This is a genomic window from Streptomyces sp. NPDC087906 (assembly GCF_055584925.1).
This window is the reverse complement of sequence record NZ_JBVJLC010000002.1, coordinates 814,038-831,191: the sequence shown is the minus strand read 5'-3', so window position 1 is coordinate 831,191 and position 17,154 is coordinate 814,038. Positions and strand designations below refer to the sequence as shown.

Sequence of the window (17,154 nt, the reverse complement as noted above, 5' to 3'; positions counted from 1 at the left end):
GCCCCCGACCGACGTACAGATCTGAAGGAGATACGGCCCCATGGACGCTGTGACCCAGGTTCCCGCCCCGGTCAACGAACCGGTGCACGGCTACGCCCCCGGCTCCGCCGAGCGCGCCCGCCTTGAGACCAAGCTCAAGGAACTCGCCGAGAACCCCCGCGACCTGCCGATGACGATCGGCGGCGAGAAGCGGATGGGCGGCGGCGCGCGCGTCGACGTCGTACAGCCGCACCACCACAAAGCCGTCCTCGGCACCTTCGCCGGCGCCACCGAGCAGGACGCCCAGGACGCGGTCGACGCCGCGCTCGCCGCGGCCCCCGCCTGGCGCGCCATGGCCTTCGACGACCGCGCCGCGATCATCCTGCGCGCCGCCGAACTGCTCTCGGGCCCCTGGCGCGAGACGATGGCCGCCGCGACCATGCTCGGCCAGTCGAAGACCGCCCAGCAGGCGGAGATCGACTGTCCCTGCGAGCTGGTCGACTTCTGGCGCTTCAACGTCTCGTACGCCCGCGACCTGCTGGCCGAGCAGCCGCCGGCCAACGCGCCCGGGGTGTGGAACCGGCTCGACCACCGCCCGCTCGAAGGCTTCGTCTACGCGATCACGCCGTTCAACTTCTCCGCCATCGCGGGCAATCTGCCCACCGCGCCCGCGCTGATGGGCAACGTCGTCGTCTGGAAGCCGTCCCCGACGCAGACCCTCGCCGCCGTCCTGCTGCTGGAGCTGCTGGAGGAGGCCGGACTGCCGAAGGGCGTCATCAACCTGGTGACGGGCGACGGTATCGCCGTCTCCGAGGTGGCCCTGAACCACCCCGATCTTGCCGGTATCCACTTCACCGGCTCGACCCCGACCTTCCAGCACCTGTGGAAGACGGTCGGCAACAACATCGAGAAGTACCGCAACTACCCGCGGATCGTGGGCGAGACGGGCGGCAAGGACTTCGTCGTCGCGCACCCGAGCGCCGACCGCGCCGTGCTGAAGACCGCGCTGACCCGCGGCTCGTTCGAGTACCAGGGCCAGAAGTGCTCGGCGTCGTCCCGCGCCTACATCCCGGCCTCGATCTGGAACGACGGCTTCAAGGACGAGTTCGCCGCCGAGGTGGACGGCATTTCCATGGGCGACGTGACCGACCTGTCGCACTTCATCGGCGCCGTCATCGACGAGCGGGCCTTCGCCAAGAACAAGGCCGCCATCGACCGCGCCGCCGCCGACCCGAGCTGCACCATCGTGGCCGGCGGCACCTACGACGACTCGGTCGGCTACTTCGTCCGGCCGACGGTGATCGTCTGCACCGACCCGGAGAACGAGGTCTTCACGACCGAGTACTTCGGCCCGATCCTCGCCGTGCACGTCTACGACGACGCGCGGTACGAGTCGGTGCTCGACCAGATGGAGTCCGTCTCCAAGTACGCGCTCACCGGCTCGGTCATCGCCAACGACCGCGCCGCCGCCGCCCACACGATGGAGCGGCTGCGCTACGCGGCGGGCAACTTCTACATCAACGACAAGTCGACCGGCGCCGTCGTCGGCCAGCAGCCCTTCGGCGGCGGGCGCGCCTCCGGCACCAACGACAAGGCCGGCGCCCCGCAGAACCTGATGCGCTGGACGCTGACCCGCGCCATCAAGGATTCGCTGGTCTCCCCGACGGACTACCGCTACCCGCACATGGGCTGACGGTCACGCCCGTACCCGCAGCTCCGCCCCCGTACCGGCGCCCCCCGCCGGTACGGGGGCGGTCCCGTACCTCACACCGTCCGCGCGCGGCCGTCGGGCCGCGCGGCCGTCACACCCGGCGCCAGCGCGCCATCCCGAACGAGAAGACGCCGAACAGCACCAGGCCGACGGCGACGACGGCCAGCAGCCAGGGGCCCGCCGGGGTTTCGGTGAACGAGCGCAGGGTGTCGTCGAACCCCTTGGCCTTGTCCGGCTTGTACTCGACGGCCGCCTGCACCACGAAGACCCCGATCGCCGCGAAGAGGAAGCCGCGGCCGAGACCGCCGCCCACTCCTGTCACATCCATGAACTGCCGGGCCTTGCGCGACATCTCCGTCAGCTTCAGCCGCTTGTGGAACTTGCGCATCGCCGCGCGCGCCCCGATCCACACGCCGGCGATGGCGATGGCCACCCCGACGATCCCCACGATCCAGCGGCCGCCCGGCCATTCCATCGCCCGTGCGGTGATGTCCTGGGACTGCTGGTCGCTGGAACCGCTGCCGCTGCTCTTGTCGCCGACGGCGAAAGCGAGCACCGAGTAGGCGACAAATCCGTAGAAGACGAAGCGCCCGGCCGACATCAGCCGCTTCGTCACTTTCTGTCCGTCCTGGCCGGCCGCGCCGAACAGCGCCTCCGAAAGGCGCCAGATCGCCATCCCGACCAGGCCGATCCCGAGGATCCAGAGCATGACCGAGCCCAGTGGCTTCTCGGCTATCTCGGCGAGCGCGCCGCCGCGGTCCGCCTGTTTGCCGCCGTCGCCGCCGAAGGCGATCTGCAGGGCGAGTATCCCGATGAGCAGGTAGATCACCCCGCGCGCCGCGAATCCCCACCGGGCGGCCATGTCCATGGCTGAGCTGTTCGCCGCCTGCCGGGCCTTGCCGCGGCCACCGAGCGTCATCGTCCGTGCGTTCATCGTTGTTGACCTCCGCTGCTCGGGTGCCCCGCTCTCCCGGGCGAAAACGGCCGTCTGCCGGGGGAGTGGACGCCAATCTGGCGGGGCGGCGGAGGCGGCGCCGTCTCAGATAGTAGGAAGTCCGAGTAATGGTGCAGACAGAGCGGCCCGGCTCGCTTAGCTTGGAAGAGCCGAACGTCTCGCTCCACCAGCGAACGGCGGATGCGGCCGACCACCCGAGCAGGCAACCCCTGCGGTGAACGGCTCCCGCCCCACCCGGCACCTCGCAGATGCATCACGCGGCCCCACCGCGTGGCTTCAGCTATCTCAAGGAGTCGATCATCATGGCCGAGACTGCCGTCCGTCGCGTCCGTCACACTCCCCGCAGCAGCGAGTCCGACCGCAAGAACGCCGCCGCCGCCCTCCAGCGCGCCCTCGACTGCCGGGACAACGGCGGCTCGACCGGTCACTGAGACCGGCCGCTCCGTCCTGCGGCGCCGTCCTGCGGCACCGAGCGCGTGAGCGCGATCAGCGGGTGATCGTGAAGTGGTCCACCCGCCTGCCGCTCTCGGCCAGCGCCGAGACATCCAGCCGGGGCCTGCTCCCGCCCGTCACCTCGACGGCCAGGAACGAGAATCCGGTGTAGCGCACCCGTGACCACTCCACGGTCTCGGTGGCCTTCCCGCCGCCCTGCTCCCAGTGGTACGACGGCACGCTCTCCTGGTCGGAGACATGCCGCTCGTAGCTGTCGGGGGCGGGGAAGTCGTAGAGCCCCTTGCCCGCGCCGCCCGCCGTGACGTACACGATGCCGTCGTGCACCGCGCTGACGGACTCACCGATCGGCACCCGGCGGGCCACCTGCCCGCCGCGCAGCGCGTCCGTGCGCTCGTACACATGGTTGTGGCCGTTGACGACCAGGTCGACCCGGTGCTTGTCGAAGAGCGGCACCCACGCGTCGCGCACCCCGCCCTCCGACGCGTGCGAGTTGGTCGTGGAGAAGGCGCAGTGGTGGAAGAAGACCACGACGAAGTCGATGTCGCGGTCCTTGCGCAGCTCACCGAGGGTGCGGTCCAGCCAGCGGGTCTGCGCGCCCCCGGTGTAGCCGGTGTTGGCCGGGATCTCGTACGAGACGTCGTTGGCGTCGAGCGCCACGACGCCCACGTTGCCGTACGTGAACGAGTAGACGCCCGGCGCCTGCTCGGCGTCGGGCCCGTTGCCCGGCAGCGTCCAGCGTGCGTTCTGCCCGCCGTAGCCGTGGGGGGAGTACCACGCCTCCATGTCGTGGTTGCCGGTCGTCACCATCCACGGCACCCGGGACGCCACCGACTCGGTCTGCGCGAGGAACTGGTCCCACACCCGCGCGTCGTAGGTGTCCGTCGCGCTGCCGACGCCGCTGCTGTCCGCGTAGCAGATGTCGCCCGCGTGCAGATGGAAGACCGGGTTCTGGCCGAGGATCACCTGGTCGTTGGCGAGCGCGTCGTAACTGACGCCTTGGTCGCCGAAGGCGGTGAAGACGAACGGCTCGGCCTGCGCGGGCGCCGTACGGAACGAGCTGATCGTGCCGAAGTTGCGCGGGTCCGCCGGGTCGAAGCCGTCGTGCCCCACCCCGTAGTAGTACGTGGTGCCGGGGCGCAGCCGCTCCAGCGACGCGTGCAGGTAGTACTGGTCGACGGCCGGCAGCTTCGCGGTCAGCGCCGGCGTGTGCAGCGGGCGCACCTCGGCGCCGATCTTCCGGCTGAGGTCCCACGGCTTGAGCCCCACCCGTACGAAGGGCCGCTCGACCGGGAACGGCACCTGCCAGGAGACCGTCATCCGGGTCTTCGGGTCGGCGCCGAAGGCCAGATGCCGGCCGAACGGCGCCACCAGCGCACCGTCCACCCGCGCGGCGGCCGGGGAGGGCAGGAAGGCCGGAGCGGCGCCGGTCGCGTCGGCGCCGCTCGCGCCGCTCGCCCCCAGCAGCCCGGCGCCCGCCACCGTGCCGGCCGTGACGGCGGTCGCCCGCAGCACACCCCGGCGGCCGAGGGTCCTGCGCAGATACTCGTGCTGCTCCGGCATGGTCATGCGGGAGGCCAGATCGTCGGGGATGCCGACGCGAGGAGTGTCCATAACCAGCAACGTGACACCGAAAGGTGGCTGACGGCTGTATTCGCCCCGTCCTCCGGGTGTCCTGACCCGCCGACCGGCCTAATCGGGCCACCCTGCCGCCCCTCGGGTGTCCACTTGCTGGACACCCGATGTCATTCCATGGGACGAGGACTAGGGTGCTCGTCATGTCTCGCAGCATCAATCTCGCAGTGATCCCCGGTGACGGCATCGGTCAGGAGGTCGTGGCCCAGGGCTTGAAGGTCCTGAGTTCCGTCCTCCCGCAGGATGTGAAGCTGGAGACCAAGGAGTACGACCTCGGCGCGCGCCGCTGGCACCGGACGGGGGAGACCCTCCCGGACGCCGACCTCGAAGCGCTCAAGTCCCACGACGCGATCCTGCTCGGCGCGATCGGCGACCCCTCGGTCCCGTCCGGCGTGCTGGAGCGCGGGCTGCTGCTGAAGCTGCGGTTCGCCTTCGACCACTACGTGAACCTGCGTCCGTCGAAGCTGTTCCCCAACACCGGGACCCCGCTGGCCGGCCGGCCCGAGATCGACTTCGTCGTCGTCCGCGAGGGCACCGAAGGCCCGTACACGGGCAACGGCGGTTCGCTGCGCACCGGAACGCCCGCCGAGGTGGCCACCGAGGTGAGCCTCAACACGGCGTACGGCGTGGAGCGCGTCGTCCGGGACGCCTACGCGCGCGCCGCTGCCCGGCCGCGCAAGAAGCTGACGCTGGTCCACAAGAACAACGTCCTCGTCTACGCGGGCCACCTGTGGAAGAACATCTTCGACCGGGTGGGCCAGGAGTTCCCCGAGGTCACCACCGACTATCTGCACGTCGACGCGGCGACGATCTTCTTCGTCACCCAGCCCGAGCGGTTCGACGTCATCGTCACCGACAACCTCTTCGGTGACATCCTGACCGACCTCGCCGCCGCCATCAGCGGCGGTATCGGCCTCGCGGCGTCCGCGAACATCAACCCGGACCGCACCTTCCCCTCCATGTTCGAGCCGGTCCACGGCTCGGCGCCGGACATCGCAGGACAGGGCAAGGCCGACCCCACGGCCACCGTGCTCTCCGTCGCGCTGCTGCTGCGCCACCTCGGCTTCGAGAGGGAGGCCGTCCGGGTCGAGGACGCCGTCGCCGCCGATCTGGAAGCCAGGGACGGTACGGCGCGCACGACGGCCGAGACCGGCGACGCGCTCGTCGTACGAGTAGCGGGCTGACCCGGCCGACTCTCTTTCCGACAGCCGCCGGGTCCCACCGACCCGGCGGCTGCGCTGTGCGGCCCCGGGTGAGACACACATCATCCACGGGCCGCACCCGCCCCGTTCCCCGCAGGGCTCCCGCAGGCGATAATCGCTGTGGGCCGCGGCATGCGGTAATGCTCGGACGTCCTAGTAGAGGTAGCGACGTGAGCGCGGTCCGTCATACACGACAGGTGAAGGACGAGTTTTCATGACCACGCCCACGATCGAGCTCAAGCCCTCAGCGAACCTCGTCCCCGAAGCGGAGCGGGACCGCATCCTGACCGCCCCCGGCTTCGGCCGCTACTTCACGGACCACATGGTCACGGTCAAGTGGACCGAGGGCCGCGGCTGGCACGACGCGGAGCTGGTGCCGTACGCGCCGCTCTCGCTCGACCCGGCGAACATGACGCTGCACTACGCGCAGACCATCTTCGAAGGCATGAAGGCGTACCGCCAGGCCGACGGCTCCGTCGCCACCTTCCGCCCCGAGCAGAACGCCCGCCGCTTCCAGCGCTCGGCCCGCCGGATGGCCATGCCCGAGCTGCCGGAAGACCTGTTCGTCGCCGCCGTGGACGCGCTCATCAAGCAGGACGTCGCGTGGGTGCCCGGCACGGGCGAGGAATCGCTCTACCTGCGGCCCTTCATGTTCGCCACCGAGGTCGGTGTCGGCGTGCGGCCCGCCAACGAGTTCCTCTTCATGGTCATCGCCTCGCCCGCCGGCGCCTACTTCAGCGGCGGTGTGAAGCCCGTCTCCGTCTGGCTCTCCGAGGAGTACGTGCGGGCTGCGCCCGGCGGCACCGGCGAGGCGAAGGCCGGCGGCAACTACGCCGCGTCCCTCGTCGCCCAGGCCGAGGCCAGCAAGCACGGCTGCGACCAGGTCGTGTGGCTCGACGCCATCGAGCGCAAGTGGGTCGAGGAGATGGGGACCAACAACCTGTACTTCGTCTACGGCGACCGGCTGATGACGCCGGCGCTGACCGGCTCGCTGCTGGCCGGCATCACCCGGGACTCGCTGAGCCGGATCGCCGCCGACCTGGGGTACCAGGTCGAGGAGGGCCGGATCTCCGTCGACGAATGGCGCAGGGACGACGCGAACGGCACTCTGACCGAGGTCTTCGCCTGCGGCACCGCGGCCGTCATCACCCCGGTCGGCACGGTCCGCTCGGCGAGCGGCGGCTGGACGGTGGGCGGTGACGGGCAGCCCGGCGAGGTCACGATGAAGCTGCGCAAGGCGCTGCTCGACCTCCAGACGGGCGCCGCCCCCGACCCCCACGGCTGGCTGCACCCCGTCGTCTAGGCCCGGACCGCACCTGGCGTCCGTAGCGCCTCGTCGGCCGCGCCGGTACCCGTACCGGCGCGGCCGCAGGTCACCGCCGTGCCGACCGCATCGTGAGACACCCCTTCCCAAAACGGGAAGGCGTGCGAAAATCGGCTCGTGCTCTCGTTCGCCATGATTATTGGCTGCAAGCGCGCCGGTCCGCGGTGACCGCTCCGTACCACGACGTACGAAGCGGGCATCCTGCCCCAGACCCGCGCGCAGACCTCTCGCACCCGCGAGGGGTTTTTTCGTTTTCCGGCCCCACCCCGACCGGAGACGAGCCGCACGCGAAGATGGAGCAAGTGGAGCCAGACCATCCACTCGACAGGGAGCAACAGCATGACCACGCAGTCCACGGATTCCACGGGGCCCACAGCGAGCGACGACAGTTTCCATGTCTTCGACACGACCCTGCGTGACGGCGCGCAGCGCGAAGGCATCAATCTGACGGTCGCCGACAAGCTCACCATCGCCCGGTACCTGGACGAGTTCGGCGTGGGGTTCATCGAGGGCGGCTGGCCCGGCGCCAATCCGCGCGACACGGAGTTCTTCGCCCGTGCCCAGCAGGAGATCGACTTCAAGCACGCCCAGCTCGTCGCCTTCGGCGCCACCCGCAGGCCGGGCGCGAAGGCGTCCGACGACCCGCAGGTCAAGGCGCTCGTGGAGTCGGGCGCCCCGGTGGTGACGCTGGTCGCCAAGGCGCACGACCGCCATGTCGAACTCGCGCTGCGCACCACCCTGGACGAGAACGTGGCGATGGTCCGCGACACCGTCAGCTTCCTGTGCGAGCAGGGCCGGCGGGTCTTCGTGGACTGCGAGCACTTCTTCGACGGCTACCGGGCCAACCCGGAGTACGCGAAGTCCGTCGTACGGGCCGCCGCCGAGGCCGGCGCCGATGTCGTGGTGCTCTGCGACACCAACGGCGGGATGCTGCCCGCCCAGGTCCAGGCCGTCGTGGCGACCGTGCTCGCCGACACCGGCGCCCGGCTCGGCATCCACGCCCAGGACGACACGGGTTGCGCCGTCGCCAACACGCTCGCCGCCGTGGACGCGGGCGCGACCCACGTCCAGTGCACGGCCAACGGCTACGGCGAACGGGTCGGCAACTCCAACCTCTTCCCGGTCGTCGCGGCGCTGGAGCTGAAGTACGGCAAGCGGGTGCTGCCCGACGGCGCGCTCGCCGAGATGACCCGGATCTCGCACGCCATCGCCGAGGTCGTCAATCTGGCGCCCTCCACGCACCAGCCGTACGTCGGGGTCTCGGCCTTCGCGCACAAGGGCGGCCTGCACGCCTCGGCGATCAAGGTCGACCCGGACCTCTACCAGCACATCGACCCCGAGGCGGTCGGCAACACCATGCGGATGCTGGTCTCCGACATGGCGGGGCGCGCGTCCGTCGAGCTGAAGGGCAAGGAACTCGGCATCGACCTCGGCGACGACCGCGACATGGTCGGCCGGGTCGTCAGGCGCGTCAAGGAGCGCGAACTCCAGGGGTTCACGTACGAGGCGGCCGACGCGTCCTTCGAGCTGCTGCTCCGCGAGGAGCTGGAGGGCCGGGTCCGCAACTACTTCCGCACCGAGTCCTGGCGCGCCATCGTCGAGGACCGCCCCGACGGCACGCACGCCAACGAGGCGACGGTGAAGCTGTGGGCCAAGGGCGAGCGGATCGTCGCGACGGCGGAGGGCAACGGCCCGGTCAACGCGCTCGACCGGGCCATGCGGGTCGGTCTTGAGCGGATCTACCCGCAGCTCGCCAAGCTCCAGCTCGTCGACTACAAGGTGCGCATCCTGGAGGGCAGGCACGGCACCGAGTCCACCACCCGGGTGCTGGTCACCACCTCGGACGGCACCAGCGAATGGGCGACGGTCGGCGTCGCGGAGAACGTGATCTCCGCGTCCTGGCAGGCGCTGGAGGACGCGTACACGTTCGGACTGCTGCGGGCCGGGGTCGAACCGGCGGAGTAGCCGCACCCCGCGCGGTCCGCCCCGGCCCGCGGTGACAGATGATGCCGGGCTGGACAGATGATGCCGAGCTGACGGACTACCGGAGCTGCCACTTCTGGTTGGCGGCTCCGGTGCAGGTCCAGAGCTGGGTCTTGGTGCCGTCGGCTGACGTATTGCCCGTCACGTCAAGGCACTTGTTCGCACCCGCGTTGACGAGATCGCCCGCCGCTTCGAGTCTCCACTGCTGCGCCGCCGACCCGTTGCAGTCGTAGAGCTGCACCTTGGCGCCGTTGGCCGTCGAAGCGGCGTTCACGTCAAGGCACTTGCCGAGCGACTGCACCGAGCCGTCCGTCTTCACCGACCACTGCTGCGCGGTCGAGCCGTTGCAGCCGTAGATCTGCACGGCGGTTCCGTTGGCGCTCTGCCCGCCCGCCACGTCCAGGCACTTGCCGCCGAGACCGGTGATCGTGCCGGTCTGCGCCGGGGTGCTGCCGCTCTGCGTACCGGCCCAGGTGAAGGTCGCCGAGGTCTTGCCGGGCAGCGAGTAGGAGAAGTTCTGCCCGCCCCAGTTGACCCGGATCTGCTGCGCCGCTGAGTTGTTGTTGTACGCGATGAGCGCCTTGGAGCCGTCCGGGTTCTGCCAGGCGACGTTGCGCACGGCCGAGGTGTCCGTCGAGGCGATCCGGCGGGCGCCGGTCTTCACGAACTTGGTCAGATGGCCCATGGTGTAGTACTCGACGGTGTAGTCGACCTGACCGCTCCTGCTGCCCCCGTTGTTCACGGTGATCAGCCCGGTGCAGGTGCCGCAACCGCCGTTGTGCGGGCCCATGTTCTGGTCGACCGCCAGGCTCCACTTGACGAAGCTCTGCCCCCAGTTGCGGGTGTAGTCGAACAGGTTGTTCATGTCCTCCTGCTGCTGGTTGCCGATCCACGTACCGCCGGAGTGCTCGGTGTCGAACGCGGGCACGTCCGGGTACTGGTTGTGGATCGTCGTCTGGATGTCGATGCCGCCGGTGTAGCCGTGGTAGGCGATCCCGCCGAAGTTCGGGTCGGTGCGGATCGCCGCGTCGTCCACCGTGGGCGCCGCGTAGCCGGCGTACGAGTCCGGGTTCCAGTCCAGCGCCAGGACCTTGGTGTTCAGGTTCGCGCTGTGCAGCGCCGGCAGCAGATTGGTCTTGGTGAAGTACGCGAGACCCGAGCCGTTCCACTGCATCGACGGGTAACCGCCGCAGCAGGTCGGCTCGTTCTGCGCCGAGATGTAGTCGATCGGGACACCCGCCGCCTGGTACGCCTGGATGTACTTCACGAAGTACTGCGCATAGGCGCCGTAGTACTGCGACTCCAGCCAGCCCTGGCTGAAGGCGTCGTTGTCCTTCATCCACGGCGGCGCGCTCCACGGCACCGCCATCACCTTGGCGCTCGGGTTGAGCTGCTTGGCCTGCTTGGTGAGCGGCAGGACGTCGGCCTGGTCGTGCGCGATGGAGAACTTCGCCAGCGTCGGGTCGGTCTGCCCGGCCGGCAGGTCGTCGTAGCTGTAGCTGTTGCGGGCCAGGTCGGACGCGCCCATCGGGTTGCGCAGGAAGCTCAGTCCGATGCCGTCCGTCGGCGAGAACAGCTTGCGCATCGTGTCGTCGCGGGTCGCCTGGGAGAGCGCCCCGCTGCTGTTCATCAGCCAGGCCGCGGTGTCCGTGAACGAGGCGCCGCCGCCGGAGAACTGCTGGTACTTGGTGTTCTCGTCGACGGTGATGTTGGTGCCGCTGCCGCCGGTGCCCGACTGGAAGTTGACCGGTGTCTGCTGCTGGAGGCCGCGGGTGACATGGCGTCCGCCCGCGTCGTCGGTGGTCGTCAGCCAGATGTTCACCGGCTCCCCTGCGGCTTGCGCGTTTCCTGCCGTCAGCCCGGTGAGGCCGGCCGTGGCGAGCGCCCCGGTCAGCAGGAGTCTCACCAGCCGCCCTCGGGTGCCCGTTCGCCTGGTCGCTCTCGACGATGTGGTCATGGGGTCGCTGCCCTTCTCGGCACAGTTGTGGGGGGTGCTGCGTGGTGCTGCGGCGTGAGTGAACTGCCCTGGTGAACTCCCGTCAAGAGGTTGCGTATTCAAAGGCTGAACGCACAACACCCCTGCTGCGCCCCTGACCTGGCGTTAGACATGTACGTAACAAAGGTTCGGACCAATGTGGGTGTGAAGTATTGACGGCTGTGTTGCACCCCGGTTAACTCACCGCCCAACACCGGTACCGGTTCCGGAACCGGTACCGGCAGCGGTTCCCCCCACGGAGCGGAGGCCCGATGCGCGTCACGATCGCCGATGTCGCCCGCGCGGCCGGCGTCAGCAAGACCACCGTCTCCCGGGTCGTCAACACCAAGGGAGAGGTGGGCGGTCCGACCGCCGCCCGGGTCCGTGCCGTGATCGCGCAGCTCGGCTATGTGCCCAGCTCAGGAGCTGTCGGACTGGCGCGCGGGAGCAGCCGCACGATCGGCATGCTGGTCCCTTCGCTGACCTGGCCGTGGATCGGCGAAGTACTCCAGGGCGTGGTCGACACCGTCGAGGCCGCCGGGTACGGGCTGCTGCTGTTCACCTGCAACCGCGGCGCCGAGTCGGTCGACCGCTTCACCAGCCAGGTCTCGGCCCGCGCCTTCGACGGTCTTCTAGTAGTCGAACCCGACAACACCCTCGACACCATCGCGGCGATGCACCGCAAGGGGCTGCCGGTCGTCCTGATCGACGACCGCGGCCAGCACCCGGACTTCCCCTCCGTGGTGACGACCAATCACGAGGGCGCCGCGTCGGCCGCGCGCCATCTGCGCGCCACCGGGCGCACCAGGCCGCTGGTCATCACGGGCCCCACGCACTTCCCCTGCGTACGGGACCGGCTCCGCGGCTTCCACGAGATCCTGCCCCGGCACCAGGTGGCCGTGGGGGACTTCACCGAGCTGTCCGGCCGCCTCGCCGTGGAGAAACTCCTCGCCGAGGGCGCCGAGTTCGACTCCGTCTTCGCGCACAACGACGTCAGCGCCTCGGGCGCGCTGCGCGCCCTGCGGGCCGCCGGGCGCACCGTCCCCGGCGACATCGCCGTGGTCGGCTTCGACGACATCGCGATGGCCCGGCACACCGACCCGCCGCTCACCACGGTCCGCCAGCCCGTCCACCGGATGGGCGAGACGGCGGCGCGGATGCTGCTCGCCCATCTGGGCGGAGCCCGCGCGCCCGACGAGCCCGTCGTCCTGGCCACCGAACTCGTCGTACGCCAGTCAGCCCCTTGAGCCGGCCCCACGGTCACGCGGGGCGTGGCATCGGCCGAGAAGAAACAACAACATATCCGAGGAGCCGCACCATGCTACGCAAACGTGTCAGACCCGGCAGAACGGCGGCGCTGGTCGCAGCGGCCGTCATCGCCGGGCTGCTGCCGCTCGCCGGCGCCGGGACGAGCGCCGCCGCCGGTGCGGCGGCGGCAGCGGACCCCGCCCCGGTGGCCGTCGACAACTACGAGGGCGAGGTGCCCTTCGCATCCCCGCCCGCCGACGGCCTGTTCACCTGGGGCGGCGACGCCGACGACCCGCCCACCCTGAAGTTCGCCGAGCGCGCCGACGCGCCCCAGGGCGCCAAGGTGCTCGAAGGCAGCTACGACATCAGCGGATACGGCGGCTTCAGCCACGACTTCGCCAGCGACAAGCCCGCCCAGGACTGGTCGGCGCACGGCGGCATCCGCTTCTGGTGGTACGGCCAGAACCCGGTCGAACTGCCGCAGGGCCAGGGCAAGAAGATCAGCTTCGAGATCAAGGACGGCGGCGCCGACGGCGAGGCGTCCGAGCTGTGGACGACGTCCTTCACCGACGACTGGGCCGGCTGGCACCAGGTGGAGATCCCGTTCTCCGCCTTCCGGTACCGCGGCGACTACCAGCCGGTCGGCGGCATCGACCAGGTGCTTGGGCTCACCGAGATGTGGGGCTACGCCTTCACACTGCCCCCGGGCAGCCCCGGCACGTTCGCCGTCGACGGCATGGAGCTGTACGGCAAGCCCGACGCGACCCTGAACGCGTCCGTCTCCACCGACGCGGCCGTCTACCCGGTCGCCGAGGGCGGCGCCGCCCAGGTCAAGATCTCCCTCGCGACGACCGGCGGCGTGCCCGCCACCGAGCCCGTCACCGTCGACTACACCACCGAGGGCGGCACCGCCGAGGCCGGCAAGGACTACACCCCGGTCTCCGGCACCGTCACCTTCCCGGCCGGCGCCGCATCGGGCAGCTCGCAGACCGTGCGGGTCGCGACCGTCAAGGACAAGACCGCCGAGAGCGCCGAGACCGTACCGCTCAAGCTCACCGTCACCGGCGCCAAGGCGCCGGCCGAGCAGCCGCAGGTCGTCATCGACGCCCACGGCCTGGCGTACCTCGACGCGAAGCTGCCGGTGAAGAAGCGCGTCGCCGACCTCGTGTCGCGGCTCTCGCTCGCCGAGAAGGCCGGGCAGATGACCCAGGCCGAGCGCAACGCGCTCACCTCGCAGGGCGACATCGCGACCTACGACCTCGGCTCGCTGCTCTCCGGCGGCGGCTCGGTCCCGACGCCCAACACCCCCGCCGCGTGGGCCAAGATGATCGACGGCTACCAGTTGCGCGCCCAGGCCACCCGCTTCCAGATCCCGCTGATCTACGGCGTGGACGCGGTGCACGGCCACAACAACGTGGTCGGCGCGACCCTGATGCCGCACAACATCGGCCTCGGCGCGACCCGCGACCCGGCGCTCGCCGAGAAGACCGGCGCCGTGACGGCGAGCGAGGTGCGCGCCACCGGCATCCCGTGGGACTTCGCGCCCTGCCTGTGCGTGGGACGCGACGAACGCTGGGGCCGTACGTACGAGACGTTCGGCGAGGACCCGGCGCTCGTCACCTCCATGGAAACCGTCGTCAACGGCATGCAGGGCGACCCCTCGGGCAAGGACCTGGACCGCGACGACAAGGTGCTGGCCACCGCCAAGCACTTCGTCGGTGACGGCGGCACCGCCTACGGCTCGTCCACCAGCGGTACGTACACGCTCGACCAGGGCGTCACGACCGTCACGCCGAAGGAGCTCCAGGACATCCACCTGGCGCCGTTCAAGGACGCCGTCAAGCGCGGTGTCGGCACGGTCATGCCGTCGTACTCCTCGCTGGACATCACCGGCGACGGCAAGGGCGCGGTCAAGATGCACGCCCGCGGCGACATGATCAACGGCGAGCTGAAGGGCAAGCTGGGCTTCGACGGCTTCGTCATCAGCGACTACGCGGCGATCGACCAGATCCCCGGCGACTACCCGAGCGACGTCCGCACGTCCGTCAACGCCGGACTCGACATGATCATGGTGCCGACGGCGTACAAGGACTTCACGGCGACCCTCCAGGACGAGGTGGCGGCGGGCCGGATCCCGGTCTCCCGGATCGACGACGCCGTCTCCCGCATCCTGACGCAGAAGTTCAAGCTCGGCCTCTTCGAGAAGCCCTACTCGGACACCTCGAACATCTCCAAGATCGGCTCGCCGGAGCACCGCGCGGTGGCCCGCCAGGCCGCTGCCGAGTCGCAGGTGCTGCTGAAGAACGACGGCAAGGTCCTGCCGCTGAAGCCTTCGCAGAAGGTGTACGTGGCCGGCTCCAACGCCGACGACATCGGCAACCAGATGGGCGGCTGGTCCGTCACCTGGCAGGGCGCGTCCGGCAACACCACCACCGGCGGCACGACCATCCTCCAGGGCATGAGGAAGGCGGCGCCCGGCACCGACATCAGCTACTCGAAGGACGCCTCGGCGCCGACGAGCGGCTACGACGTGGGTGTGGTCGTCGTCGGTGAGCAGCCGTACGCGGAAGGCCAGGGTGACGTCGGCAACGGGCACACGCTCGCGCTGTCGGCCGCCGACAAGAAGGCCGTCGACACGGTGTGCGCGGCGATGAAGTGCGCCGTGCTCGACGTGGCCGGCCGGCCGCAGCTCATCGGTGACCAGCTCGGCGGGATCGACGCGCTGGTCGCCTCCTTCCTGCCGGGCACGGAGGGCGACGGCGTCGCCGACGTCCTCTACGGCAAGCGGGCCTTCACCGGCCAACTGCCGCTGACCTGGCCGAAGTCGGAGGCGCAGCTCCCGATCAACGTCGGTGACGCGTCGTACGACCCGCAGTTCCCGTACGGCTGGGGCCTGACGACGCTCAAGTCCCCGCCGGCCGGCGGGCAGTTGACGCTCGGCGCGATCGGCGTCGCGGCGAAGGTGCTGGAGAAGCTGGGCCAGGGCAAGTCCGCCCAGGGCAAGGCGCTCGTCGGCCAGGCCAGGCTGCTGGTCCAGCAGAAGATCGGCTCGCATCTCACCGAGGCGTCGGCCAAGCCGTTCGCCGAGGCGGACCACCTGCTGCTGACCGGTGATCTGACCGGCGCTGTCGCCAAGCTGACGGCGGCCTACCGGGCCGCCTGACCAACCGCGCCGACCCCCATGGGTGATGCCCCCTGACCTCTGCGAGGTCCGGGGGCATCATCCTGTGCCGCGGTGGTCTCAGGCGGCCTCGGGGGCCTTCTTGATCGCGGAGATGTCGAAGGTGAGCTTGAGCTTGTCGCCGACCAGCACACCGCCGGTCTCCAGCGCCGCGTTGTAGGTCAGGCCCCAGTCGGAGCGCAGCATCTCGGCGGTGCCCTCGAAGCCGACGCGCTGGTTGCCGAACGGGTCGGTGGCCGAGCCGTTGAACTCCAGGTCGATGGTGAGCGGCTTGGTGACGCCCTTGATGGTCAGGTCACCGGAGATGCGGTACGAGTCGCCGCCGCGCTCCTCGGCCGAGGTCGAGCGGAAAGTCATCTTCGGGAACTGCTCGGCGTCGAAGAAGTCGGCGCTGCGCAGGTGGCCGTCGCGGTCCGGGGCGCCGGTGTCGATGCTGGCCATCGAGACGTCGATGGCGGCCGTGGAGTTCTCCGGGTGCTCGCCGTCCAGGATGAGGGTGCCCTCGTGCTCCTGGAACGCGCCGCGGACGTTGGTGACCATCGCGTGCCGCACCGTGAAGCCGATGCTGGTGTGCGCGGGGTCGATGACGTATTCGCCGGTCAGCGCGGCCAGCGCCGGGTCAACCGCGGACGTGGTCGCGGTGTCGCCGGTGGTCTGCGCCTCGTCGTTCTTGCGGCTGAAGATGCTCATGGTTCCTCCTGGGGGAAAAGCGGACGGAAATCGTCATGCTTGGCAGGTGTGGCGGAGCCCACAGTAGACCTGCATCGTTCAAGCTTCAACAATGACCGCCCTTCGAGTGATTCCCGCGTGGTTCCGGGGCGATTCCCAGGTGCCTGCCCTCTGGTGAGGCGGGCCGAAATCCGGCACCATCTCCTTGCGTCACCTCCGCCCCCCCACACAGGGCCTGTCATTTGGCGCCCCCACGACCTCAGCAGGAGGAAATCCCCCCATGAAGATCCGCTCTGCGCTCGTCGCGCTCGCGCTCGTCCTCGGTGCGCTCTTCGCGCCCGGCTTCGGCGTCCTCAGCTCGGCCGGCGACGCCCAGGCAGCCACCAAGCTCACCCACGCGCAGGCCACCTCGCGGTTCAGCTCGTCCGGGATCACCTGGTCCTCGTCGGGCGGCTGCTCGGACCGCAACAACCCCACCTGCACCTCCTTCGACGGGCTCAACCTCCCCACCGCGCAGGGAGCGCAGACCCTCAAGGGCGCCATCGGCTGCGCCCTCAACATCACCGGCGGTACCGAGACCGGCCACGCGAGCGGCACGTACTCGCACGCGAACGGCTACAAGCTCGACTTCGCCAAGTCCACCTGTCTCACCAACTACATCAAGGGTGCCTTCACCTACATAGGACTGCGCGGTGACGGCTACCCGCAGTGGCAGGCCGGCTCCGGCAACGTCTACGCGGACGAGGGCAGCCACTGGGACGCGACGTTCTACAACTGCGGCGGCTGCTGACACCGCCGCATGACACAGGCCCCCGGCACCGCACGGTGCCGGGGGCCTGCGT

12 protein-coding genes are annotated in these 17,154 nt (G+C 69.9%); 8 read left to right on the top strand and 4 right to left on the bottom strand.

The annotated features are described in order from the left end of the window. Window positions 1-40 precede the first annotated feature (40 nt). On the top strand, window positions 41-1,672 hold the full coding sequence (gene pruA, locus ACZ63I_RS09045) for an L-glutamate gamma-semialdehyde dehydrogenase (protein WP_469336811.1): 1,632 nt from the start codon (window positions 41-43) through the stop codon (window positions 1,670-1,672). Window positions 1,673-1,781: 109 nt separating this feature from the next. Here pruA and ACZ63I_RS09040 read toward each other — a convergent pair whose 3' ends face one another. Next, window positions 1,782-2,624 (bottom strand): DUF1206 domain-containing protein, encoded by an 843-nt coding sequence (locus ACZ63I_RS09040; protein ID WP_469336809.1) that lies wholly within the window; start codon window positions 2,622-2,624, stop codon window positions 1,782-1,784. 323 nt (window positions 2,625-2,947) lie between these two features. Here ACZ63I_RS09040 and ACZ63I_RS09035 point away from each other — a divergent pair, with 323 nt between their 5' ends. Next, window positions 2,948-3,076 carry a hypothetical protein gene (locus ACZ63I_RS09035; protein WP_277816747.1) on the top strand — a complete coding sequence of 43 codons (129 nt, stop codon included), beginning with the start codon at window positions 2,948-2,950 and terminating at the stop codon, window positions 3,074-3,076. A 55-nt stretch (window positions 3,077-3,131) separates the two neighbouring features. Here the strand turns inward: ACZ63I_RS09035 and ACZ63I_RS09030 are convergent, their stop codons facing one another. Then, on the bottom strand, window positions 3,132-4,709 hold the full coding sequence (locus ACZ63I_RS09030) for a purple acid phosphatase family protein (RefSeq protein ID WP_469336808.1): 1,578 nt from the start codon (window positions 4,707-4,709) through the stop codon (window positions 3,132-3,134). Window positions 4,710-4,873: 164 nt separating this feature from the next. On the opposite strand from ACZ63I_RS09030, the gene ACZ63I_RS09025 reads away from it, so the two are divergent. From ACZ63I_RS09025 to cimA, 3 genes are all read left to right on the top strand, one after another. Next, complete coding sequence (locus ACZ63I_RS09025; protein ID WP_469336806.1) at window positions 4,874-5,914, top strand: 3-isopropylmalate dehydrogenase; 1,041 nt, start codon at window positions 4,874-4,876, stop codon at window positions 5,912-5,914. Window positions 5,915-6,146: 232 nt separating this feature from the next. Further along, window positions 6,147-7,235 carry a branched-chain amino acid aminotransferase gene (locus tag ACZ63I_RS09020; RefSeq protein ID WP_469336804.1) on the top strand — a complete coding sequence of 363 codons (1,089 nt, stop codon included), beginning with the start codon at window positions 6,147-6,149 and terminating at the stop codon, window positions 7,233-7,235. A 360-nt stretch (window positions 7,236-7,595) separates the two neighbouring features. Beyond that, complete coding sequence (gene cimA / locus ACZ63I_RS09015; RefSeq protein WP_469336802.1) at window positions 7,596-9,221, top strand: citramalate synthase; 1,626 nt, start codon at window positions 7,596-7,598, stop codon at window positions 9,219-9,221. A 76-nt stretch (window positions 9,222-9,297) separates the two neighbouring features. Here cimA and ACZ63I_RS09010 read toward each other — a convergent pair whose 3' ends face one another. Continuing rightward, the gene (locus ACZ63I_RS09010) at window positions 9,298-11,196 is read right to left on the bottom strand and encodes a ricin-type beta-trefoil lectin domain protein (protein ID WP_469336801.1); all 1,899 of its coding nucleotides are present in this window, start codon (window positions 11,194-11,196) and stop codon (window positions 9,298-9,300) included. Between the two features lie 290 nt (window positions 11,197-11,486). Here ACZ63I_RS09010 and ACZ63I_RS09005 point away from each other — a divergent pair, with 290 nt between their 5' ends. Together ACZ63I_RS09005 and ACZ63I_RS09000 are read left to right on the top strand one after the other, a co-directional pair. Further along, window positions 11,487-12,461 carry a LacI family DNA-binding transcriptional regulator gene (locus tag ACZ63I_RS09005; RefSeq protein WP_469336799.1) on the top strand — a complete coding sequence of 325 codons (975 nt, stop codon included), beginning with the start codon at window positions 11,487-11,489 and terminating at the stop codon, window positions 12,459-12,461. Window positions 12,462-12,532: 71 nt separating this feature from the next. Further along, complete coding sequence (locus tag ACZ63I_RS09000) at window positions 12,533-15,625, top strand: glycoside hydrolase family 3 N-terminal domain-containing protein (RefSeq protein ID WP_469336797.1); 3,093 nt, start codon at window positions 12,533-12,535, stop codon at window positions 15,623-15,625. A gap of 78 nt (window positions 15,626-15,703) precedes the next feature. Here the strand turns inward: ACZ63I_RS09000 and ACZ63I_RS08995 are convergent, their stop codons facing one another. After that, entirely contained in the window at window positions 15,704-16,333 is a 630-nt protein-coding gene (locus ACZ63I_RS08995) for a YceI family protein (RefSeq protein ID WP_469336795.1), read from the bottom strand. 259 nt (window positions 16,334-16,592) lie between these two features. Between ACZ63I_RS08995 and ACZ63I_RS08990 the strand changes: the two genes are divergently transcribed. Continuing rightward, the gene (locus ACZ63I_RS08990; protein WP_469336793.1) at window positions 16,593-17,102 is read left to right on the top strand and encodes a hypothetical protein; all 510 of its coding nucleotides are present in this window, start codon (window positions 16,593-16,595) and stop codon (window positions 17,100-17,102) included. The last annotated feature ends 52 nt before the right edge of the window (window positions 17,103-17,154 follow it).